This window comes from Caballeronia sp. S22 (genome assembly GCF_964261745.1).
Lineage (GTDB): Bacteria > Pseudomonadota > Gammaproteobacteria > Burkholderiales > Burkholderiaceae > Caballeronia > Caballeronia jiangsuensis.
The window spans coordinates 825,899-846,669 of record NZ_OZ180036.1 but is presented as its reverse complement, the minus strand read 5'-3'; the positions used below and the strand labels follow the sequence as shown (position 1 = coordinate 846,669).

Here is a 20,771-nt window from a genome sequence, read left to right as displayed (position 1 = left end):
TGCCAGATGTCGGAGTTCTGGAACGAGGGCGTTAAGTCGATCGTGACTGCTCTCGGGAGCGTGGGCACTTTTTGGGTCGGCGGCCGCATGTGGCGGCAGATCGATCGCAGGCGACAGGCCGAGAGCGAGGGCGACGCCAACATCGTCAAGGCGGACTCCGCCGCTCAGGTGGAGGCAATCGCGAGATTCGAACGGCTCGCCACGTTGGCTGAAGAGCGCGCGGGACGCGCCGAGGCCCGCGAGCTCCTCGCAGTGCAGCGTGCTGACCGCGCCGAAGAACTCATGCGCGCTGCAGAGCAACGAGCCGACGCGGCTGACCGACGCGCGCAGCGCGCGGAGGCCGAAGTCCTCGAACTGAAAACTCGGATCGAACGTCTTGAACGTGCGATCGAAAACCGGAGGGAGTCAGATGTCTCGCGTTCGTGACTGGCGATGGTGGGTTGTGGGCGCGTGTCTCATCGGGGGCTTGATCGGTGTCGCCGCGGTCGGATTCTTTATCGGTCAATGGGGAATGTCGGTCGAGCGAGCGAACTGGCAGGCGGAGCGCTCTGCCTATCTCGCTCGATTCCCGAAAGTGAGGGAAGAGACGCGCGAAGCCTGCACGCGCGAGTTCGCTGGCCGCATCGAGGGGCTGCAGAAGCTCAACGAGCGCAGCGAGCAGGCGCTTGCGGATCTGAAAGCGCAGATGGCCGACACGCACGAGCTCGCGGCGTACACGCTGCGCTTTCTCGGCGATCGCGCGAAGCTGACCGATGCGCGGCAGGCGGCGATGCTCAAGCAGACGCGTGCAGCTGCCGTCGCGGCTGTCGCGGCCGCGAAGAAAACCGAAGTCGTCGAGCAGAAGGTATCCGTCGCGACCGCGAGCGCTGCTGAAGCGGCGAGCACGGCGAAGGCGACCGAGAAGAAGCTCGACTCGGCAACGCATCCGACGGCGGTCGTGCCATCGACGCCATGGGCCGGAAGCAGACGATGATCCGATCGCTATCGATATATCGATAACGGAAACAGTTACCCGATACACCCGGCCGCGCGCCGGGTTTTTCTTTTCAGAGGCCCTATGAACCTCAAGCTTCGCCTGGTCGATGACGCGGCCAAGGTGCACACGTACTCGTCGACGATCATCGCGGCAGCGCTCGGCGCTGTTTCCGCCGCTTCGCCTTTCATCGAGGCGGCATGGACGGGCATGCCCGATGAAGTGAAGTCGCTCCTGCCGGATAGCTGGCGGCTCGCGATTGCAATCACGGTCGGCTGCCTCGCAATCATCGCCGCGCGCTACACGACGACGGCTCCTAAAACGACCACGACCGAGGCGACGGATGGCGACGCAAGCGCAGCAGCCGAGTAAGCGGCCCGGCAAGAAGACGCTCGCCGCGACGATCGGCGCCACCGCGGCCGCCGCGCTCGTCGCGCTGACGGCATCGCAGGAGGGAGTTTCGCTGAAGCCGTACAACGATCGTCTAGCGAACAACATCCAGACCGTCTGCTTCGGCGAGACGAACGTCGAGATGCGCGCGTACACGTTGCCCGAGTGCAAATCGATGCTCGGCGACAGCCTTGCGGGCTACGCGGCGGCCGTGCGCGACATCACGCCGGGCTTCGATGCGCTGACGGACGGGCAGAAGATTGCCGTCGTGGATCTTGCCTACAACATCGGCGTGCCGAACTACAAAGGCTCGACGCTGCGCAAGCGCTACATCGCGCGCGATTTTCCGGGCGCATGCAGCGAGTTCATCAAGTGGCGCTTCGTCGCCGGCAAGGATTGCGCGATCGCTGCGAACCGCTGCGGCGGAATCGTGACGCGTCGCCAGCTCGAGGCGCAGGCCTGCCGAGGAAAATGATATGGCGAAAATCCAAATCACCCAGAACGGCGATGCGCTTTTCGATTGTCCTGGCTGCGGCATGCTTCACGTCGTCTATCTAAAGACGCCCGGCAGGCCACATTGGACATTCAGCGGCGACGTCGACCGTCCGACGTTCTCGCCGTCGATCGCGGTGCACTGGACCGAGCATCCGCGCACGAATCCGGTGAATAAGGTCTGCCATTCGTTCGTGACTGACGGCCAGATCCAGTTCTGCGGCGACAGTACGCACGAACTCGCTGGACAGACGGTCGATCTTCCGGAGATGGAATCGTGAGCCCATACCTCATCACAGGAATCATCGCGGGCGCACTCGGCATCGCGATCGGCGGCGCCGCCCTCCATACCGTCGACGCCACGAAGCTCTCTACCGAGCAGGCCGCTCACGCACGCGACAACGAGATCAACGCGCAGAAGCTTCAGGCCGTTTCCGATGCGGCCGCGAGCGCGGCGCGCGCGTCGATCGCGAAGCAAAACGACGCAGCCGCGCAACTCGCTCAGCTCGACGACAAGCTCAACCAGGAGAAAGCCTCTCATGATGCCGACAATGCGAAGAATCGCGCTGCTATCGCTGATGGCGCTCGCCGGCTGCGCGTCGCAGTCGCCAACTTCACCCCCGCAAGCGGTGGCAACGCCACAGATTCAGGCGCAAGCGCCGGCAGCGTGGGCGATGGTGCCGGTGGCACAGCCGAGCTATCACCTGCGTTTGGATCAGCTCTTTTCGGCATCGTCGACGACGCCGACGGCGACGCCCGCGCAAAAGCCGACTACCTCCAGCATTACGTCTGCATTCTCCAGCAACAAGGAGTGATCGCGGGCGCCTGCAATCTCACGATTACCGCAAAGGATTGACCTCATGGCATCGAATCTTAAATACTCAGCTTCGCTGAAGAACGGTCAGCAAGATCAAATCACTGCGAAGGTCGGCACGAGCGGCGCGTATGACATTTACGACGGCTCGCAACCGACGAACCCCGATACGGCCGTGACGACGCAGAACCTGCTCGCGACGCTCAACTGCAGCGCGACTTTCGCTGCGGCGGCATCAGGCGGCGTGCTCACCGCGAACGCGATCAGCAATGGCACCGGCACCGCAGCGGCAGGCGCAGGTAAAACGGCGTCGTGGTATCGCCTGCGCACATCGGGCGGCACCGCCGTCGTAGACGGCAGTGTCGGCACGAGCGGATGCGATCTGAATCTGACGAGCACGACAATCGCGCAGGGCCAGACCGTCAGCGTCTCGTCGAGCACCTACACGAACGGCCAGTAATCGGCCGCACAGGCGGCCGCAATGGGCACTCTCACCGGTTCGAACACGGTTCTAGCAGGCACCGAGACATTCAACCTCTCGTCGCCGGCCCAGACCGACTGGATTCAGTTTCCGCAGTCCGCGACGTCCGTCAATCGAAAGTCGGGCGGCGGCTCGACAATCGGTTTGCCGACCACGATCGGCCCGGGTGTCACGTTCACGGGCTATACCGACGGCCCGAAGATGACGTGGACGGACGGTACGCCGACCGCGTCTGCCACCGCGCTCGCGGGCGGCATTTATGCCGACAACACGACCGCGACCGGGCAGGGCATTCAGATCGTTCTGCCCGCGGACACGACGTCGCGGACACTGACGATCTACTGGGCGGCATATTCGAGTGCATGCACGCTGACCGCGACGCTCTCGGACGGCAGCGCGACCGCCTACACTGTCTCGCCTGGCACGACTGGCAGCGGCAACCAGAAGTTTTACGCCACGACGATCACTTGGGCGGCGAACTCGGCCTCTCAGACGCTGACGATCAAAACGACGATCACGACGAATGTCGGCTCGTCGTTCAACGTCATGCTGCACGCTATCAAGTATCTGGGCAGCGCACCGGCCGCAATCACTGGGACCGCAGCGGGCACGAACACATCGAGCGGATCGGCGTCGGGCGGCGTGAGCACGTCTGGCACGGCGGCCGCGACGCAGGCAGGAGGCGGCGCGATCGCATCGGGCAGCGTCAGCACGAGCGGCACCGCGGCGGCGACGCAGGCGAAGGGCGCGGGCTCGGCGGGCGGCAACGTCTCGACCGCTGGCACGGCGAGCGCCACGCAAGCGCCAGGCGCGAGCGCGTCATCGGGCGGCGTCTCGCTGTCGGGCGCGGCCGCTTCGACTAACTCGGGCAGCGCGGCTGCAAGCGGCACGGTATCGATGAGCGGCACCGCTGCCGGCGCGCAGCAGCCGAACAACGCGGTCGCGAGCGGGCAGCTCGGCGCGGCTCCCATCTCGGGCGTGGCGGCATCGACGAATCGGGGCACGGCGAGCGCAACAGGATCAATCAGCGTCTCGGGCAGCGCTTCATCGACGCAGACAGCGAATACCGGCGGGGCGTCAGGGCAGATAGGCACACCGCCGATCAGCGGCGCGGCAGCCGCGACGGAAGCGACGAACTTCGGCGCAGCGGGCGGTGCCGTGAGCGTCGGCGGAAGCGCGGCGGCTGCGCAGTTGCGTCAAGGTGCAGATGCGAGCGGGGCGGTGACATCGGCGGGCAGCGCGGCTAGCACGCAGGCAACTGGTATCGCCGAAGCGGCAGGCGCCGTCCTAGATGCAATTATTGGAAGCGCAGCGGCAACCCAAGCGCCGTGTGTTGGCAGCGCGGTCGGGCAAGGAGGGATAGTTGGCGTTCCGATTCCGGTTCGCCATTCGATTGCGTCTGAGTCGCGGATTGTCAGGGTCGCGCGCGAGACGCGGGCCGCTGCTTTCGACGCCGATCATCGGTCTATCAGGATCGCGGCGGAAGGGCGGACGAGCGCGATTGAGGCAGAAAGCCGCAGAACCGCTGTGCGAGTCGAGCAGCCGGCATAACATCTTTGGAGCATTTGATGGCGTTCCCTTACGTTCCTTCATTTATTAAGGATCCGCAGGCTGTTCTCGACTTCAACTGGGATTGGTCAGCCTGGCTGGGTCAAAGCGAAACGATCGTCGACAAGACTGTGACGCCTGCCGCAGGCATCACGGTCGACTCGTCGAGCATCAGCGGCAAGGTGGTCGCAGCGTGGATCTCAGGCGGCACCGCGGGCACTGCATATGTCGTGGCCTGCACGATCACGACGTCGGCCGGGCGCACAGAGACGCGGCGACTTCAGATCGTCGTCCAGTTGCGCTAGTCCTGCGGCGGCTCGTACTCGTCGTCGTATTCGTTGACGACGCAATGGCAGTCGCCGCACATCCATCTGTTCTGCACATCGCCGACCGCCGGCTGAAACTCGTCGTGCGCGAGCCGCCTCGCGCAAAGCGGGCACCACATCGCCGTCATCGCCATTTCCTCTTCTCTTGCGGCTCCGCATCGTCGGCGCCAATCGCACGCGTCCAGAACGCACATCCATTCTGCGGCATCGCCGTCACCTGACGTCCTCCGCCGCGCACGCATAGCGCGTGAAATCCGCCGGATATATCTCCGCCCCAATGCTCGCATTTGCGGCAGTGGTGCGCGCCGAGTTCTGACTGAAAGAGAGCCATCGCAGCATCTCCAAAGGTGCCGTCTAGAACCCCATTGTAAGCCGTTGATTTTATATGTGAGTCATTGTGCATTTATGGGCCTATGACACAGGCCTATTAAAAGCATCAAGTCCATGATTCACATAGGATTTCTTATAAATCCGCGTTTTACGTCGAAGGTAATAGGCCGCATGCAAAAAAACGCCGCCTGGAGAGGCGGCGGGAGTGCATCCGTGTGGGGGCTCGATATTCCGAGGGCGGACGCATGAGGAGGTGGGGCAACCCAGTATGGCAAAGCCCTGCACGAAACACAATCGCGGCCGCGAATTACTGCGTTTCAGGATCGATCGCGCGGATCGTTCGATATGCGAAGGAATCGATTGGATCGTTGCGATTCGCGATGCTGTCAGCAGGCATCCGCGCTCGTCAACCTCGGATAGCCGGGCTGGCTGGAATCGATCGTCGTCACGCACGCGCCTTCGTTGAGTTCGAGCGTGCTGTCGACGTCGCGCTTCGAGCCGTCGTTCATCTGCACGCTATATCGGTACACCTTCGCGGTCTGTTGCGGCGCCTTCTCGAACAGGCTCGTCAGATCGAAGCTCAGTCCGGCCCCGCCGCCCACGCCATTCCAGCCATTTCCGCCGATGCCACCGGCACCCACGCCGACCGATGGGCCCGAAGACGGCGCCGCGCCCGTCGACACGGTCGTCAGATATTGCTTGCCGACGATGCGCCCGGTCGCGAGCTTGCTGTCCGCCGGCAGCGGCGCCGATGCCCCCGGCCCGGTCGCGCACGCGGCGAGCGTGGCGAATGCGACGGCCGCGAAGCACGCACGCGCCGCGCGTCGAATTCCTTTTCGATTCAATTTCATTCCAGCCTCTTGCGTGCGCCTGCACGCGTTTCATTGGCCCTCGAAGCGAGCGCGCGAGTCTTATGGGAAACGCGCGCTTGCGCCGGCGTGTCCGAACGTCGCGCAAAAAAACGCCGCCCGGCGAGGGCGGCGCTTGTCTGCGATTCGCTTCGAAACCAGCAGGCCGGTGCGCATCGCGAGGGACGCGATGCGCGGCCGGAATGTTGAACGAATGCGCGCCGCGATTGAACCAGAATGCTCTGATTCCTTGCGCGGCGAATGTTGTGCGTCGTCAGTCTTTCAACAGATACGCGACGATCGCATCGCACACGCGGCCGAACATCTGCGTGCCGGTGACGGTCGTGCAGCCGCGCGCGCGAGCAGCTTCGATGAAGGGCGTGTGCGGCGGTTTCGTCACCACGTCGCCGACGAAAGTCGTTGGCGGCAGGCGCGAGACGTCGATCGGCAGCGCATCGCCGGGACGCATGCCCGCCGGCGACGCGTTCACGATGAGGTCGTAGCTTTCGGCGGGCGCATCGTCGGCGACGCTCACCGCGCCACGGCCCAGCGCGGCGAGCCGCGAGGCGAGGGCGCTCGTGCGCTCGGCGTCGAAATCGCGGATCGCGAGCGACGCAACGCCCGCATCGACGAGCGCGTGGCCGATCGCCGAGCCCGCGCCGCCCGCGCCGATCAGCAGCGCGCGTTTGGCCTTCGGCTCGCAGCCCGCGTCCCGCAACGCGGCGACCATGCCGATGCCATCCGATGCGCCGCCGTGCCAGGTGCCGTCGGCGTTGCGCTTGAGCATGTTGACCGCGCCGAGAAACGCGCCTTCGTCCGTCAGCGACTTGCAATGCGCCGTCGCGCTGAACTTGTGCGGGACGGTGATGATGACGCCGTCGCAGTTCTGCAAGGGCGCGATGCCCGCGAAGAATGCGTCGAGATCGCCGGGCGCGACGTGCGCCGGAATCACGATCGCGTCGCGGCCCGCCGCTCTCAGCGCCGCCGTCACGCCGGACGGCGAGCGCACCTGCGCGATCGGATCGCCGACGATGAAATAGACGCGCGTCGCGCCGCTCAAGCCCGCATCGAGCGATGCGGAAAAGGAAGTGTCCTGCGCCATGCCTTGCCTGCCTCCTGAATCGTGATCGAAATCTGTGGTTGCCCGTTGTGTGAATAGTAGTTGAATATGGAATAGCATTCAACAAAATCGTGTTTGCTAGTTTAAGCAACTAACGGTCAGTCATTCACACCTCCATGAGACTGGACGAGCACTGCGAGGTCGAACGCGAATCGTTGCGGCTTCTGCCCTGCATCGATCCGCGCCAAAACGAGCCCGTCACGCCTCACAACGCATCAGGCACATGCGCGCCCGAATTCACGCCGGCCGCTGCGAGCGCCTCGTGCAGCGTGTCGAACACGTTCGACGCTCCGAGCACCGGCGTAAGCCCGTGCCGATCCATGTCGTTGCGCAGAAACCGGTTCACGCGGCCGAAGATCACCGCGACGCCGCGCGCCCTCAGCGTTTCGATCAGTTCGCCGATCGTGCGGGCCGCCGAGTAGTCGAGGTCGGTGATCGCGCCGGCATCGACGACGAGATGACGCAATCCGTCGGACGCCGTATCGACGAGCTTCGTCACTTCCGACGCGAAAAAATGATCGTTCGCGTAGAACAGATCCGCGCCGAAGCGGTAGACGATCAGTTGCGGCGTGGTCATCGCGCCGGGTTTCGTCGGCATGAACTGCCAGGGTTTGCCGGGCGCGACGGGCGTGAGCACCATCGTGTGCGGGTGATAGCTGTGGCGCACATGCCGCATCAGCGAGAGCGCGACCGCGAGCAGAATGCCGTGCTCGACGCCCGCCAGCACCACCGCGGCCGCCGTGATGAGCGCGAGCGCGAATTCGCCCGGACTTTCGGCGCGGATGTCCTTCAGGCTCTGCACGTTGACGAGGCCGATGGCGATCGTGAACACGATGGCCGCCAGCACGCAATGCGGCAGATAGCGCAGATAGCCGCTCAGAAACAGCAGCACGACGGCGACGACCGCCGCGAAAACGAGCTGTCCGAACTGGCTGCGCGTGCCGGCGCGCTCGGCCATCGCGGTCTGCGTCGGGCTGCCGTTGACGACGAACGTGCCGCTCAGCGACGCCGCCGCGTTCGCCGCGGCGAGGCCGAGAATGTCGCTGTTGGTATCGACATCCTCGTGATACTGCTGCGCGAACACGCGCGCGGCGGCTGCGCTCTGCGCGATGATCATCACGAAGCACGACGCCGCGACGGGCACGATATCGAGACATTGCTGCCACGTGACCTGAGGAAAGCGGATCGGGGGCAAGCCGCCGTCGATGGGACCGAGCACCGAAATGCCGCGCGCCGCGAAGTCGAAGAACTTGCTCGCGACGATGCTGCCGATCACCGCGACGAGCGGTATCGGCAGACGAGGCGCGAAGCGCTTGCTGCCCAGGATGGCGACGATCACGACGAGCGCGAGCAGGAGCGTCGGCCCGTGCGCGTGCATGACATGCCCGATCACGTAGACGAGTTGCGCGAGGCTGCGCGAGGACGGATACGGCACGGTCATGCCGAAGAGGTCGCCGAGCATCGCGATCGACACCTGCACGCCGACGCCCGCGAGAAAGCCCGTCAGCACGGTGCGCGACAGAAAATCCGCGAGAAAGCCGAGCTTGAAGAGGCGCGCGAGCAGCAGGAGCGCGGCGGTCTGCAGCGCGACCATGCCCGCGAGCGCGACGTATTCCGGACTGCCCGCGGCGGCCATCGACGAGAGCCGGCTCGCGAAGATCGTTGCCGTCGCGGAGTCGGCGGCCACCACGAGATGCCGCGATGCGCCGAAGAGCGCGAACGCGAAGAGCGGCAGGAACGCTGTGTAGAGGCCCGTCACCGCGGGCATGCCGGCGATGCGCGCATAGCCGAGCACCTGCGGAATATCCATCGATGCGAGCGAAATGCCGGCGAGCGCGTCGCGTAATGCGGCGGCGCGGTTGATCGGCAGGATGCCTTTGAGCAGCTTCGTACTTGCCGGGGTCGTTCGGGTCGTGTCTTGCATGCCTGGCACCGTGATCCTGAAGTAGCGAATCGTGCCCCAAGGAACTGGCGGTGCCAAGGCCTGCTTTCTCTACCGGTAGAACGCCACGGTTTGCCGCAATCCGTCGATGAGCGGCGTCTTCGAGAGGCCGGGGAGCATTCGCGCGAGCGCGGGATCGTCGGGAAAGGATGTCGCGATGGGCAAGGGCGCGCCCGCCGCGTCGATGCGCGCGTCTGGCGCGATCTGCGTAAGGGTCGCGATCACGCTTTGCATCGGCGTGATATCGCCCGCGAGCGTGAACGCGTGCGCGCCCTCGAACGTGTGGGTGAGCGCGCGTTCGTAGGCGGCGGCGACGTCGTCGGCGTAGACGAGGCCCGTCGCGCCGGTGAAGGGAATCGTGTACGGCTCGCCGCGCGCGGCCGCACGGCAGGCGAGGCTCGGACCCGCGCTCGATCCCGTCTCGCGCCCCGCGCCGTAGACGACGAGCGGCCGGAATCCGATGCTCGCGATCCCGTGATCGTGCCAGTACGCGCGCGCCGAGCCTTCGCACGCGAGCTTGAACGCGCCGTAATGCGTCGTGGGGAACGGCGTCGCGCCGTCGTCGGGGCCGAAAACGCCCGCGCTGCTCGCATACAGCACCGAGCGCAAGCCGCACGCGATGGCCGCGTCGAACACGTTGAGCGTGCCGATCAGATTGATGCGCGCGCCGCGCACCGGATCGGCGGCGCAAGCGGGCGTGAGCACGCCGGCGAGATGGATGACGGCGTCGCAGCCTTCCAGCGCTCCCGCGACATCGCCCGCGTCTCCGATATCGCCGATCTGCCATTGCACGTCATCGGCGCGTTCGGGCGCGAGCGCGCGCAGGAGCCGCGCGTCCTCGCGCACGTCGAAAGCACGCACGTTCATGTCGCGGGCGAGCAGCCGGCGCATTACCCACGCCGCCAGAAAACCGCTCCCGCCTGTCACCAGCACTCGCATATCGTTCCTCCGTTCGTCTCAAAAAAGAACTTGGCTTCATCCGCGTTTCTGGAATAGTATTCCATTATCAAAGCGAGTTCTACTGAAAACACGTGTTGCGGATCGTCGGATGGAACGACGATTCGCAGCGCGACGGAGCGGACGAATGGTGGAGACACTGAACAATCTGGAACCGAACGAAACGTTCGATGTAATCGTGGTCGGCGCTGGCGGCGCGGGCATGTCGGCGGCGCTCGTCGCGGCCATCGACGGCGCGCGTGTGCTGCTCGTCGAAAGCACGGAATACGTGGGCGGCACGACGGCCTTCTCGGCAGGAACGACGTGGATTCCCGCGTCGATGCACGCGGCGAGCGTCAATCGCGACGATACATCCGCGAACGCCGAAGGCTTTCTGAATCGCGCGGTCGGCGAGCGCAGCAGCGTCGCGATGCGCCGCGCGTTTCTCGATGCCGGCCCGAAAGCCGTCGCGCATATCGAAGCGAACTCCGACGTGAAATATCGCGCGCGCCCGTTTCATCCGGATTATTTGTCCGAAATCGAAGGCTCGACGCTGCGCGGACGCGCGCTCGAGCCGCTGCCCTTCGACGGCCGCAAGCTCGGCCGCGCGTTTTCGCTGATCCGTCCGCCGATTCCCGAATTCACCGTGCTCGGCGGCATGATGGTCGATCGCGACGACGTCGGTCATCTGCTCAACATGACGAAGTCGTTCGCGTCGTTCGGACACGCGGCGAAGCTGCTCGCGCGTCACGCGCGCGACCGTATGAGCGCGCCGCGCGGCACGCGGCTCGTGATGGGCAACGCGTTGATCGGAAGATTGCTGCATTCGTTGCTTCAGCGCGGCGTCACGGTGCTGACGAACACGAAGGTCGATGCGTTGGAGAGCGGCCCGAACGGTATCGAAGCCGTGACGCTGAGTCATGTCAACGAGCGGCGTCGCGTGAACGTGAAGGGCGGCGTGATTCTCGCGAGCGGCGGCTTCAACCGTCATCCGACGCGTCGCGGGGAGATGTTGCCGGGCGCCGATCCGTCGTGGTGCCCCGGCGCGCCCGGCCACACCGGCAGCGCGCAGGATCTCGCGCTGGCCGTGGGCGCGCGCTTCGGCGAGAGCGCGTTGTCGAACGCGTTCTGGGCGCCGGTTTCCGTGCGCAAGCGCGCTGACGGCACGGCCGCCGTGTTCCCGCACTTCATCATGGATCGCGGCAAGCCGGGCATGATCACCGTCGACAAGACCGGCAAGCGCTTCCTCAACGAAAACACGTCGTATCACCTGTTCGGCATCGCGATGCAGAAAGCGAACGAAAAGACGCCTTCGGTGCCCGCGTATCTCGTCACGGACTCCGAAGGATTGCGCAAGTACGGACTCGGCATGGTGCGCCCGGGCGGCAAAGGACTCGCGCCGTTTCTCGCCGATGGCTATTTGGTCGAGGGCAAATCGCTCGACGAACTGGCGACGAAGCTCGGCATCGACAAGACAGGTCTCGCCGATAGCGTCGCGCGCATGAATCGCTATGCGCAGACCGGCATCGATGAGGATTTTCAGCGCGGCACGACGGATTATCAGAACGCCAATGGCGACGCCAACTGGAACGGCCCGAACAAGTGCCTCGGTCCGATCGGCCAGGCGCCGTTCTATGCGGTGCGGCTCTATCCCGGCGATATCGGCGCGGCGACCGGCCTCGTCACCGACACGCACGCGCGTGTGCTCGATCGCGACAATCGGCCGATCGGCGGCCTCTACGCGTGCGGCAACGACATGCAATCGGTGATGGGCGGCGTCTATCCCGGCCCCGGCATCACGCTCGGTCCGGGTCTCGCGTTCGGCTATCTGGCGGCGCGGCATGCGGTGGCGCGCGGCAAGGCATCGCACGCGGCGTTGACGGACGCGCGCGATGAAGCCCTCACGTTGCCCGTCGAACTTCAATCGCCCGCACACGCCAAATGAAGCTCGAACCGATTCTCGAATGCGACGTCCTCGTGCTGGGTTCCGGCGCGGGCGGTTTGTCGACCGCCGTCACCGCGGCGACGCAGGGCCTTTCCGTGCTCGTCTGCGAAAAGGAAGACGTGTTCGGCGGCACGACCGCGTGGTCGGGCGGCTGGATGTGGATTCCGCGCAATCCGCTCGCGACGCGCGCGGGCATCGTCGAAGATGAAAGCGTGCCGCGCACGTATCTGAAGAACGAGCTCGGCGCGCAGTTCGACGCCGCGAAGGCCGACGCGCTCATCGAGCACGGGCCGCGCATGATCGAATTCTTCGAGCGCAATACGTCGATGCGCTTCATCGACGGCAATCGCATTCCCGATTTCCACACGACGCAAGGCGCGGCCACGGGCGGGCGCTCGGTCTGCGCAATGCCGTTCGACGGGCGCGAGCTCGGTCCGCTGATCGACAAGCTTCGGCCGCCGCTGGCCGAAGTGACGATCAAGGGCATGGCGATCGCGTCGGGGCAAGACCTCGCGCATTTCCTGAACGCGACGCGCAGCGCGAAATCCGCGTGGCATGTGACGAAGCGCTTCGCCGCGTTCGCGTGGCACATGCTGCGCTATCGCCGTTCGATGCATCTCGTGAACGGCAATGCGCTCGTCGCGCGCCTGTTGAAGTCGGCGGCGGATCGCGGTGTCGATCTTCGCACCGGCGCGCGCGCGGTGTCGCTCATGCGCGAGGAGAACCGCGTGACGGGCGCGCGCGTCGAGATCGACGGCGTGATGCATGAAGTGCGCGCGCGGCGCGGCGTCGTGCTCGCGTGCGGCGGTTATCCGCACGACGCGAAGCGTCAGGCCGAGACGTTTCCGTATGCGCCGCACTGGTCGGCGGCGCCGAAGAGCAATACCGGCGATGGCATTCGTATCGGCGAAGCGGCCGGCGCGCATTTCGATGCGTCGCTCGAAGCGCCCGCCGCGTGGGCGCCGGTTTCGCTCGTGCCGAAAAGCAAGGGCGATGCCGCCGCGTTTCCGCATCTGATCGAGCGCGCGAAGCCGGGCGTGATCGCGGTGACGCGCGCGGGCAGGCGCTTCACGAACGAGGCCTCGTCGTACTACGACTTCATCTCCGCGCTGATCGGCACGACGGCGCCGGGCGAGGAAGCATGCGCGTGGCTCGTCTGCGATCATCGGTTTCAGCGCAGATATGGCCTCGGTTTCGCGAAGCCGTTTCCGTTTCCCCTCGGCCCGTATGAGCGCTCGGGTTATCTGAAATCCGCGCCGACGCTCGAAGCGCTGGCGCAGCAATGCGGCATCGATGCGCGCGGCCTCGCCGATACCGTCGCCACGTACAACGGCTACGCGAAAGACGGCTTCGATCCGCAATTCCACAAGGGTTCGACGCCGTACAACCGCGTGCAGGGCGATGCATCGCACACGCCGAATCCGTGTCTCGCGCCGATCGCCGACGGTCCGTTTCACGCGGTGAAGCTGGTGCCGGGCAGCCTCGGCACCTTTGCCGGACTCTCGACGGATGCGCGCTCGCGCGTGCTCGACGAAGCGCGGGCGCCGATTCGCGGCCTCTACGCGATCGGCAACGACGCCGCGAGCATGATGGGCGGCCACTATCCCGCGGGCGGCATCACGCTCGGACCCGCGATGACGTTCGGCTATCTCGCGGGTCTCGAACTCGCCGAACCGGCCCGCGTCGACATCACGAATCTCTCCAACTTTAAACAGGCAAGGACTCTGCAATGACTCTGTACGACACAGTCACGTTGACGGTGAAGACCGGCGCGAACGCGCAAGTCTTCGAGAACATCAAGGCGAGCGGCGATGCAGCCGGCTCGAAGCTGCTCGGCTGCTGGTATTCGGATATCGGCGCGCTCGGCAAGGTCATGGTGCTGCGCGGCTTCGAATCGGAGGTCGCATTGATCAAGGAGCGCCAGCGCCTGCTGCTCGAAGGCAATCCGTTCGGCTGCGGCGAATTCATCACCGATGTCGAAGTGAGCAGCTACGCGCTCTTTCCGTTTCTGCCGCCGATCGAGCCCGCGGTACACGGCGGCATCTACGAGATGCGCGTCTACGGCACGAAGCTCGCGAGCCTGCAACATACGATCGATGCATGGAAGAACGCCGTGCCGGAGCGCACGACGCGCTCGCCGCTCATCGGCGCGATGTACGCGCTGGATGGCACCGTGCCGCGCTTTCTCAACATCTGGCCGTACAAGAGTGTCGACGAGCGCTCGCGCATTCGTGCGGAAGCCGTGAAGGACGGCATCTGGCCGCCGAAGGGCGGACCGGCCCATCTGACGACGATGGAATCGACCATCTACATGCCCGCGCCGTTCTCGCCGCTGCGCTAACCGGAGACATCGATGTCACGACGCAAGCTGTCTTTGTCCGCGCTGACGGTCCTCGAACTGACGCCGCCGCAGATGGTCGAGTGCGCGGCGCAGGCGGGCTACGATTTCGTCGGCCTGCGGCTCTTGCCGGCGACCGATACCGAGGTGCGCCATGAGATCGTCGGCGCGACGCCGTTGCGGCGCGAAACGCTCGCGGCTTTGAAAGACACGGGAATCGGCGTGCTCGATGCCGAAATCCTGCGCCTCAAGCCCGATACGAACGTCGCCGATTACGAGCCGATGCTCGAAACCGCCGCGGCGCTGGGGGCGCGCTACGTGCTCGTCGCGGGCAACGATCCCGATGAGGCGCGCACCGCCGACCGGCTCGCGGCGCTTTGCGATCTCGCGAAACCGTATGGCTTGTCCCCATCGCTCGAACCGATGCCCTGGACCGACGCGAAGGACATCGTGCAGGGCGCGCGGATCGTGAGGGCGGCAGCGCGCGCGAACACGGGCTTGATCGTCGATCCGATTCATTTCGACCGCGCGGGATCGTCGACGAAAACGCTGCGCGAATTGCCGCGCGAATGGTTCGGCTACGTGCAGTTCTGCGATGCGCCCGCCGAGCGTCCGGCCGATCTCGACACGCTGCTTTATCAGGCGCGCGCCGAGCGCATGATTCCGGGCGAGGGCGGGATCGATCTCGCGGGCATCCTGCGCGCGTTGCCGGATGGATTGCCGCTCTCCATCGAAGTGCCGATGAACGAATGGGCGAAGACCGCGAACGCGCTGACTCGCGCGAAGCGTCTGCGTGAGGCGACGCTCGCCGTGCTTCAGGAGACCTACGCCGAACATTGATGCGTGCCGGTTGAATTCCGAGGTGGAATCGTGTTCTACTCATGCCGCATCGGAACTTCGAGAGACTGAAAGATGGCAGGAAATCTTGAGCGGGCGTTGTCGATCATCGAGTTGCTGGCGAAAAACGGCGGGCGGATGCAGCTCGCCGCCATCGCCGATACGCTCAACATTCCGCGCAGCGGCACGCACCGCCTGCTCGCGATGCTGATCGACGAAGGCTATGTCCGGCAGGACGAGGATCACGGCGAGTACATGCTCGCGCTGAAGCTCGTGTCGCTCGCGCTCATCTATCTGTCGACCGGCGGCGTGCTCGATGTGTCGCAGCCGGTGCTCGACCGGCTCGCGGCGCAGTCGGGCGAACTGGCGCGCCTCGGCGTGGTCGAGGGCGATCACATCACGTTCGTCGGCAAGGCGCAGGGCGCGAAGTCCGGGCTGCGCTACGACCCCGACATGGGCAGCCAGCCGCCGCTGCATTGCACGGCGAGCGGCCAGGCGTGGCTGTCGTCGCTCACGGACGAGGAAGCGCTCGAACTCGTGTCGAAGCAGGGCGGCCTGGGCAAGCCGGGCGCGGGCGGTCCGAAGGCGCCGAAGACGATTGCGCAATTTCTCGCGGACCTGCAGGCGGCCCGCGAGCGCGGCTATGGGATCGCGAGCGAGACGTACGAAGCCGGCATGACGTCGATGGCCGCGCCGATTCATCATCCGGTGACCGGTGTGGTCGTCGGGGTCGTGAGTCTCGCCGGGCCGACGAGCCGTTTGCTCGACGCACGGTTGAAGGAGCTTGCGCCGGCGCTGCTGGAAGCGGCATCGGACATGGGCGCGGCGACGTTGAGTTCGCCTTATTTCAAGCGGCCGGTGGTGAAGACGGAGGAAGCGGTTGCGGTGGGGAAGGTGAAAAGGAAGAACGTGAACACGATTTGATGCCACACGCAATCGGCCAGATGGACGAGGTGACGGGCGGGAAACGCCTGCGTTATCATCGTTTTCACTATGAAACGAGAATTTGAAATGCCTACTCCACTCGATCCGATCGTCTCCGAATTCGCCACTGTCGAGGAAGCGGAAGCTTATGACCTGTGGTTTCGGGAGAAAATTCAGGCCGCACGCGATAACCCCGGTCCGCTTATTCCCCACGATGAGGCTATGGCGCGCATTCGCAACAAGCTCCAGGCCAAGATCCGAGAGCACGAGAATAGGCGAAAGTAATGCTGCCTATTCGTTGGACCACGAAAGCGCTCGACAACCTCGAAGAACTGACCGAACACATCGCAGAAGACAGCCTATGGGCGGCCGTCGACATATTCGAGCTGATTCAAAACTGTGTCATCCCCGCCTCAACTCATCCTTACCTCTTCCGTCCGGGGCGCGTCGCGGGAACGCGGGAGATCGTCGCCCATCCCAACTACATCGTCGTGTATGAAATCGTCGATGGGTGGATTCAGGTCATGGGTGTAGTCCATGCGCGCCGGCACTATCCGAGATAACGCCCTGAGATTCGATTTCGTTGCGCCATGATTTTCGACGCAACGAAATCAGGAATCGCGCTGACTTCCCGCTCCTGCACTATCCTCCACAGATCAAGCCCACACGAGGCCGATCATGAACGCGGCGCCCATCACCACGTCCCTGCGTGAAATCGATGACCTGCCGTCGCCGCGGGGCCTGCCGCTCCTGGGCAACCTGCATCAGTTGCCGCCCGCCACGCACCATCTGACGCTCGAACGCTGGGCTGCCGAACTCGGCACGCCTTACGTGTTCCGCTTCGGTACGACACCCGTCACGGTCTGGAACGACATCGAACTGTCCCACGCCGTGATGCGCGAGCGGCCGCATCGCTACCGCCGCTATGCGCCCATCGAAAATATCCTGAAGGAATTCGGCTGCAACGGGCTTTTCTCGATCGAGGGCGCGGCCTGGGAGCCGCAGCGCCGTCTCGTGATGCAGGCGCTGTCGATTCCGCACATCAAGGCGTTTTACCCCACGCTCGCCGCGATCACCGAGCGGTTGCGGCGGCGCTGGGAAGCCGCGGCGCGCGAGGGGCGCGTGGTCGACATGACCGACGATCTGAAGCGCTTCACGGTCGATGTCACGAGCGCGCTCGCATTCGGCGAAGATCCGAACACGCTGGAAAACGAGCGCGTGCTGATCCAGGAGCAACTGGCGATGCTGCTGCCGATGCTGATGGCGCGCGTGAACGCGCCCTTCGCCTACTGGCACTACGTGAAGTTCCCGCGCGACCGCAAGTTCGATGAAGCGCTGATCGACGTGCATCGTCACATCCGCGAACTGATGGCGAGAGCACGCGCCCGCATGCGCGAGGAAGCGGCGGCCGAAGCGTGCGCGACGCCGCTCGGCGACACGGCCCACGCGCCGCGCAATCTGCTCGAAGCGATGCTCGCCCTGCGCGATGCGCCCGACTCCGGCATCACCGACGACGAAGTCGCCGCCAACGTGCTGACGATGCTCGTCGCGGGCGAGGAGACGACGGCGACGTCGATCGCATGGGCGCTGCTCTTTCTCGGCTCCGACGATGCGTTGCAGGCGCGCGTCGCCGCATCCGCGCGGGGCGTGCTGGGCGACTCGGCGGTGTGCCCGAGCTATGGCGCGATGCGCGAACTCGACCTGTGCGAGGCGGTGTGCACGGAAGCGAGCCGTCTGCATCCGGTCGCGCCGTATCTGTCGTTCGAACCGCTCGAGGAAGTGCGGCTGCAAGGGGTGCGCTTGCCCGCGGGCACGAAGATGTTCATGCTCAACCGTCCCGCGATGATGGATCCGAACAACTACGCCGATCCCAGGCAGTATGACCCCGACCGATGGCTGCACGACCATCGGCATGAAAGCGCATCAGAGCGCGGCGCGCATGAACCGCGCGCCTATCTGCAATTCGGCGCAGGGCCGCGCGTGTGTCCGGGGCGGCATCTGGCGGCGGTGGAGATGCGCCTCGTCGTGTCAATGCTGACCGCGAACTTCACCGCCCGGCTCGCCACGAATCCCGCCGATATCCGCGAAATCTGCACGTTCACCGCAGTCCCGAGCGCAATGCCGATGCGTCTCGCCCTGCGATAACGGCGTCAGCCCGCGTCCACCGCGTCGGCGGCGGCGGACGATGGCGCCGGTACGCCGCCGCCTGTCGCCATCCACAGCACTTCGGCGTCTTCCTCGCTCGTCGATATGGCCGCGTGGCCGGTGCGGCTGTCGAAGTAGATGCTGTCGCCGGCATTCAGATGCGTCGGCGCGTAGAGTTCGGAGTAGAGGCACACGCTGCCGCTCATCACGTAGAGAAATTCCTCGCCTTCGTGACGGCCCCAGTCGTCGAATGCATCGAGCGTATGCGCCGAGATGCGGATGCGAAACGGCAGCATCGCCTTATGCGCGAGCTCGGTTGCGAGCAATTCCATCTGATAGCCGCGATACGCGTGGCGCTGCCCCTCGTCGCGGCGCGTGAGCGCGCGCCGGCCGCTTGCGTTCGGCGCGGGCGCCGTGCCGAACAGTTCGGCAAGGTCGATCTGCAGCCCGCGCACGATTTTCTGGAGCACATCGAAAGTCGGCGACATCAAGCCGTTTTCGATTTTCGACAGCGCCGACCGCGATACGCCGCAAAGCCGGCTCGCGGTTTCGAGCGTCAGATCATGCGCGAGCCGTGCGTGCTTCACCCGGCGTCCGAGATCGGATGCGGATTGTTCGGGCGAATTTTTCGTGCTGGGGCTAGGCATAGGAGAATCGTTTTGTTTCCGATCATAACATCGCGCGAGCGCCGCCAGAATGCTGAGCGACGCCGCGAAACAACCCGAATCTACCGCCGCAAAAGGCCGCCCGCATTGGTGACAACCCCAATATTGTCCGCTGTTGTGAGCGACGGCGGCAGCGCGTATAGTGGCCGGACTTACGAAAGTTTCTTATCAGAAACTTCGATCTGAAGAACGCACCGCTTCAAAAGGACTCCCATCGTGAACGCACAATCGATTCTTTCCGACCTCGGCATCGCGAGCCTCGTCACCGATGGCGACATCGCCGTGACTTCACCGATCACGGGCGAAGTCATCGGCCGGGTGAAGCAGAGCACCACCGCCGACGTCGATGCCGCGCTCGGCGCCGCGCGCACCGCGTTCGCCGCGTGGCGCAACGTGCCCGCACCGCGACGCGGCGAGCTCGTGCGTCTGCTCGGCAATCGCCTGCGCGAGAAAAAGGAGGCGCTCGGCCGCCTGGTGTCGCTCGAAGCGGGCAAGATTCTTCAGGAAGGCTTGGGCGAGGTGCAGGAAATGATCGACATCTGCGATTTCGCCGTCGGGCTCTCGCGCCAGTTGTACGGCCTGACGATCGCATCCGAGCGTCCCGGCCATCGGATGGCGGAGACGTGGCATCCGTTCGGCGTGTGCACGATCATCTCGGCGTTCAATTTTCCGGTCGCGGTGTGGTCGTGGAACGCGGCGCTTGCGCTCGTGTGCGGCAATGCGGTCGTGTGGAAGCCGTCGGAGAAGACGCCGCTCACCGCGCTCGCCGTCGATCGCATTCTGCGCGACGCCATCGAGGAATTCGGCTCCGCGCCGGCGGGCCTCGCGTCGGTGATCATCGGCGGACGCGAAGTCGGCGCGGCGCTCGTCGCGGACAAGCGTTCCGATATCGTCAGCGCGACGGGCAGCACGGAAATGGGCCGCAAGGTCGGCGTCGCGGTGGCGGAGCGCTTCGGCCGCTCGATTCTCGAACTGGGCGGGAACAACGCGGGCATCGTCTCGCAGACCGCCAATCGCGATCTCGCGCTGCGCGGCATCCTGTTCTCGGCGGTCGGCACGGCGGGACAGCGCTGCACGTCGCTGCGACGTCTTTTCGTGCATGACAGCATCTACGACGAAACCGTCGCGCGCCTGAAAGATCTCTACGCGAAGGTGCCGGTCGGCAATCCGCTGGAGCCGGGCGTGCTGATGGGCCCGCTCATCGACGCGCAGGCATTCGCGCGCATGCAGGACGCGCTGGAGCAGGCGAAGGGCGAGGGCGGCAAGGTGTCTGGCGGCGAGCGCGTCACCGTGAAGGGCCAGGAAAACGGCTACTACGTGCGCCCGGCGCTCGTCGAAATGCCGTCGCAAACGGATGTCGTGCTGAAGGAAACCTTCGCGCCGATCCTCTACGTGATGCGCTATTCCGACTTCGATGAAGCCATCGCCGCGAACAACGCCGCCGCGCATGGCCTGTCGTCGTGCGCGTTCACGACCGATCTGCGCGAGGCCGAGCGCTTCCTGTCAGCATCGGGCAGCGATTGCGGTATCGCCAACGTGAACATCGGGCCGAGCGGCGCGGAGATCGGCGGCGCATTCGGCGGCGAGAAGGAAACCGGCGGCGGCCGCGAATCGGGCTCGGATGCGTGGAAGGCCTACATGCGCCGCGCGACCAACACGATCAACTACTCGTCGGAATTGCCGCTCGCGCAGGGCATCGACTTCAATCTGAGCTGAG

Annotated in this window: 24 protein-coding genes; 18 read left to right on the top strand and 6 right to left on the bottom strand. The window is 65.2% G+C overall.

The genetic code is table 11. The features are described 5' to 3' along the window. Window positions 1-6 precede the first annotated feature (6 nt). The 9 genes from ACEN42_RS19070 (at window position 7) to ACEN42_RS19030 (ending at window position 5,003) form a co-directional block, all read left to right on the top strand. Window positions 7-426, top strand: a complete 420-nt coding sequence (locus tag ACEN42_RS19070) for a hypothetical protein (RefSeq protein ID WP_371882167.1) — start codon at window positions 7-9, stop codon at window positions 424-426. Beyond that, complete coding sequence (locus ACEN42_RS19065) at window positions 410-973, top strand: hypothetical protein (RefSeq protein ID WP_371882166.1); 564 nt, start codon at window positions 410-412, stop codon at window positions 971-973. The genes ACEN42_RS19070 and ACEN42_RS19065 overlap by 17 nt, the downstream gene beginning before the upstream one ends. An 84-nt stretch (window positions 974-1,057) precedes the next feature. Further along, complete coding sequence (locus ACEN42_RS19060) at window positions 1,058-1,345, top strand: hypothetical protein (protein WP_371882165.1); 288 nt, start codon at window positions 1,058-1,060, stop codon at window positions 1,343-1,345. Then, a complete protein-coding gene (locus ACEN42_RS19055; RefSeq protein WP_371882164.1) occupies window positions 1,317-1,838 on the top strand; it encodes a glycoside hydrolase family protein in 522 nt (173 codons plus the stop codon). Before ACEN42_RS19060 ends, ACEN42_RS19055 begins: the two co-directional genes overlap by 29 nt. A gap of 1 nt (window position 1,839) precedes the next feature. Then, window positions 1,840-2,136: a DUF6527 family protein gene (locus tag ACEN42_RS19050; protein ID WP_371882163.1), complete on the top strand. Its 297-nt coding sequence runs from the start codon at window positions 1,840-1,842 to the stop codon at window positions 2,134-2,136. Continuing rightward, window positions 2,133-2,711 (top strand): lysis system i-spanin subunit Rz, encoded by a 579-nt coding sequence (locus ACEN42_RS19045; RefSeq protein ID WP_371882162.1) that lies wholly within the window; start codon window positions 2,133-2,135, stop codon window positions 2,709-2,711. Before ACEN42_RS19050 ends, ACEN42_RS19045 begins: the two co-directional genes overlap by 4 nt. 4 nt (window positions 2,712-2,715) lie before the next feature. Further along, a complete protein-coding gene (locus tag ACEN42_RS19040) occupies window positions 2,716-3,129 on the top strand; it encodes a hypothetical protein (protein ID WP_371882161.1) in 414 nt (137 codons plus the stop codon). Window positions 3,130-3,150: 21 nt separating this feature from the next. Continuing rightward, window positions 3,151-4,701: a beta strand repeat-containing protein gene (locus tag ACEN42_RS19035; protein WP_371882160.1), complete on the top strand. Its 1,551-nt coding sequence runs from the start codon at window positions 3,151-3,153 to the stop codon at window positions 4,699-4,701. Window positions 4,702-4,718: 17 nt separating this feature from the next. After that, entirely contained in the window at window positions 4,719-5,003 is a 285-nt protein-coding gene (locus tag ACEN42_RS19030) for a hypothetical protein (protein ID WP_371882159.1), read from the top strand. Here the strand turns inward: ACEN42_RS19030 and ACEN42_RS19025 are convergent. From ACEN42_RS19025 to ACEN42_RS19005, 5 genes are all read right to left on the bottom strand, one after another. Continuing rightward, on the bottom strand, window positions 5,000-5,152 hold the full coding sequence (locus tag ACEN42_RS19025) for a hypothetical protein (RefSeq protein WP_371882158.1): 153 nt from the start codon (window positions 5,150-5,152) through the stop codon (window positions 5,000-5,002). The two genes, ACEN42_RS19030 and ACEN42_RS19025, sit on opposite strands and share 4 nt — an antisense overlap. Before the next feature lie 588 nt (window positions 5,153-5,740). Then, window positions 5,741-6,205: a hypothetical protein gene (locus ACEN42_RS19020; protein WP_371882157.1), complete on the bottom strand. Its 465-nt coding sequence runs from the start codon at window positions 6,203-6,205 to the stop codon at window positions 5,741-5,743. 271 nt (window positions 6,206-6,476) lie between these two features. Continuing rightward, on the bottom strand, window positions 6,477-7,304 hold the full coding sequence (locus ACEN42_RS19015; RefSeq protein ID WP_371882156.1) for a shikimate dehydrogenase: 828 nt from the start codon (window positions 7,302-7,304) through the stop codon (window positions 6,477-6,479). Between the two features lie 223 nt (window positions 7,305-7,527). Continuing rightward, entirely contained in the window at window positions 7,528-9,246 is a 1,719-nt protein-coding gene (locus ACEN42_RS19010) for a SulP family inorganic anion transporter (protein WP_371882155.1), read from the bottom strand. Between the two features lie 69 nt (window positions 9,247-9,315). Then, window positions 9,316-10,203: an NAD-dependent epimerase/dehydratase family protein gene (locus tag ACEN42_RS19005; protein ID WP_371882154.1), complete on the bottom strand. Its 888-nt coding sequence runs from the start codon at window positions 10,201-10,203 to the stop codon at window positions 9,316-9,318. A 145-nt stretch (window positions 10,204-10,348) separates the two neighbouring features. Between ACEN42_RS19005 and ACEN42_RS19000 the strand changes: the two genes are divergently transcribed. From ACEN42_RS19000 to ACEN42_RS18965, 8 genes are all read left to right on the top strand, one after another. Further along, the gene (locus ACEN42_RS19000; protein ID WP_371882153.1) at window positions 10,349-12,145 is read left to right on the top strand and encodes an FAD-dependent oxidoreductase; all 1,797 of its coding nucleotides are present in this window, start codon (window positions 10,349-10,351) and stop codon (window positions 12,143-12,145) included. After that, window positions 12,142-13,878: an FAD-dependent oxidoreductase gene (locus ACEN42_RS18995; protein ID WP_371882152.1), complete on the top strand. Its 1,737-nt coding sequence runs from the start codon at window positions 12,142-12,144 to the stop codon at window positions 13,876-13,878. Before ACEN42_RS19000 ends, ACEN42_RS18995 begins: the two co-directional genes overlap by 4 nt. After that, a complete protein-coding gene (locus tag ACEN42_RS18990) occupies window positions 13,875-14,486 on the top strand; it encodes an NIPSNAP family protein (protein WP_371882151.1) in 612 nt (203 codons plus the stop codon). Before ACEN42_RS18995 ends, ACEN42_RS18990 begins: the two co-directional genes overlap by 4 nt. A gap of 12 nt (window positions 14,487-14,498) precedes the next feature. After that, a complete protein-coding gene (locus tag ACEN42_RS18985; RefSeq protein WP_371882150.1) occupies window positions 14,499-15,323 on the top strand; it encodes a sugar phosphate isomerase/epimerase family protein in 825 nt (274 codons plus the stop codon). 72 nt (window positions 15,324-15,395) lie between these two features. After that, entirely contained in the window at window positions 15,396-16,244 is an 849-nt protein-coding gene (locus ACEN42_RS18980; RefSeq protein WP_371882149.1) for an IclR family transcriptional regulator, read from the top strand. An 87-nt stretch (window positions 16,245-16,331) separates the two neighbouring features. Then, window positions 16,332-16,529, top strand: a complete 198-nt coding sequence (locus ACEN42_RS18975; RefSeq protein WP_371882148.1) for a stability determinant — start codon at window positions 16,332-16,334, stop codon at window positions 16,527-16,529. Beyond that, a complete protein-coding gene (locus ACEN42_RS18970; protein WP_371882147.1) occupies window positions 16,529-16,807 on the top strand; it encodes a type II toxin-antitoxin system RelE/ParE family toxin in 279 nt (92 codons plus the stop codon). The genes ACEN42_RS18975 and ACEN42_RS18970 overlap by 1 nt, the downstream gene beginning before the upstream one ends. A gap of 115 nt (window positions 16,808-16,922) precedes the next feature. Continuing rightward, on the top strand, window positions 16,923-18,389 hold the full coding sequence (locus ACEN42_RS18965; protein WP_371882146.1) for a cytochrome P450: 1,467 nt from the start codon (window positions 16,923-16,925) through the stop codon (window positions 18,387-18,389). Between the two features lie 5 nt (window positions 18,390-18,394). On the opposite strand, the gene ACEN42_RS18960 is transcribed toward ACEN42_RS18965, so the two are convergent. Continuing rightward, complete coding sequence (locus ACEN42_RS18960) at window positions 18,395-19,036, bottom strand: helix-turn-helix domain-containing protein (protein ID WP_371882145.1); 642 nt, start codon at window positions 19,034-19,036, stop codon at window positions 18,395-18,397. Between the two features lie 234 nt (window positions 19,037-19,270). On the opposite strand from ACEN42_RS18960, the gene ACEN42_RS18955 reads away from it, so the two are divergent. Further along, the gene (locus ACEN42_RS18955) at window positions 19,271-20,770 is read left to right on the top strand and encodes an aldehyde dehydrogenase family protein (RefSeq protein WP_371882144.1); all 1,500 of its coding nucleotides are present in this window, start codon (window positions 19,271-19,273) and stop codon (window positions 20,768-20,770) included. Window position 20,771 lies beyond the last annotated feature (1 nt).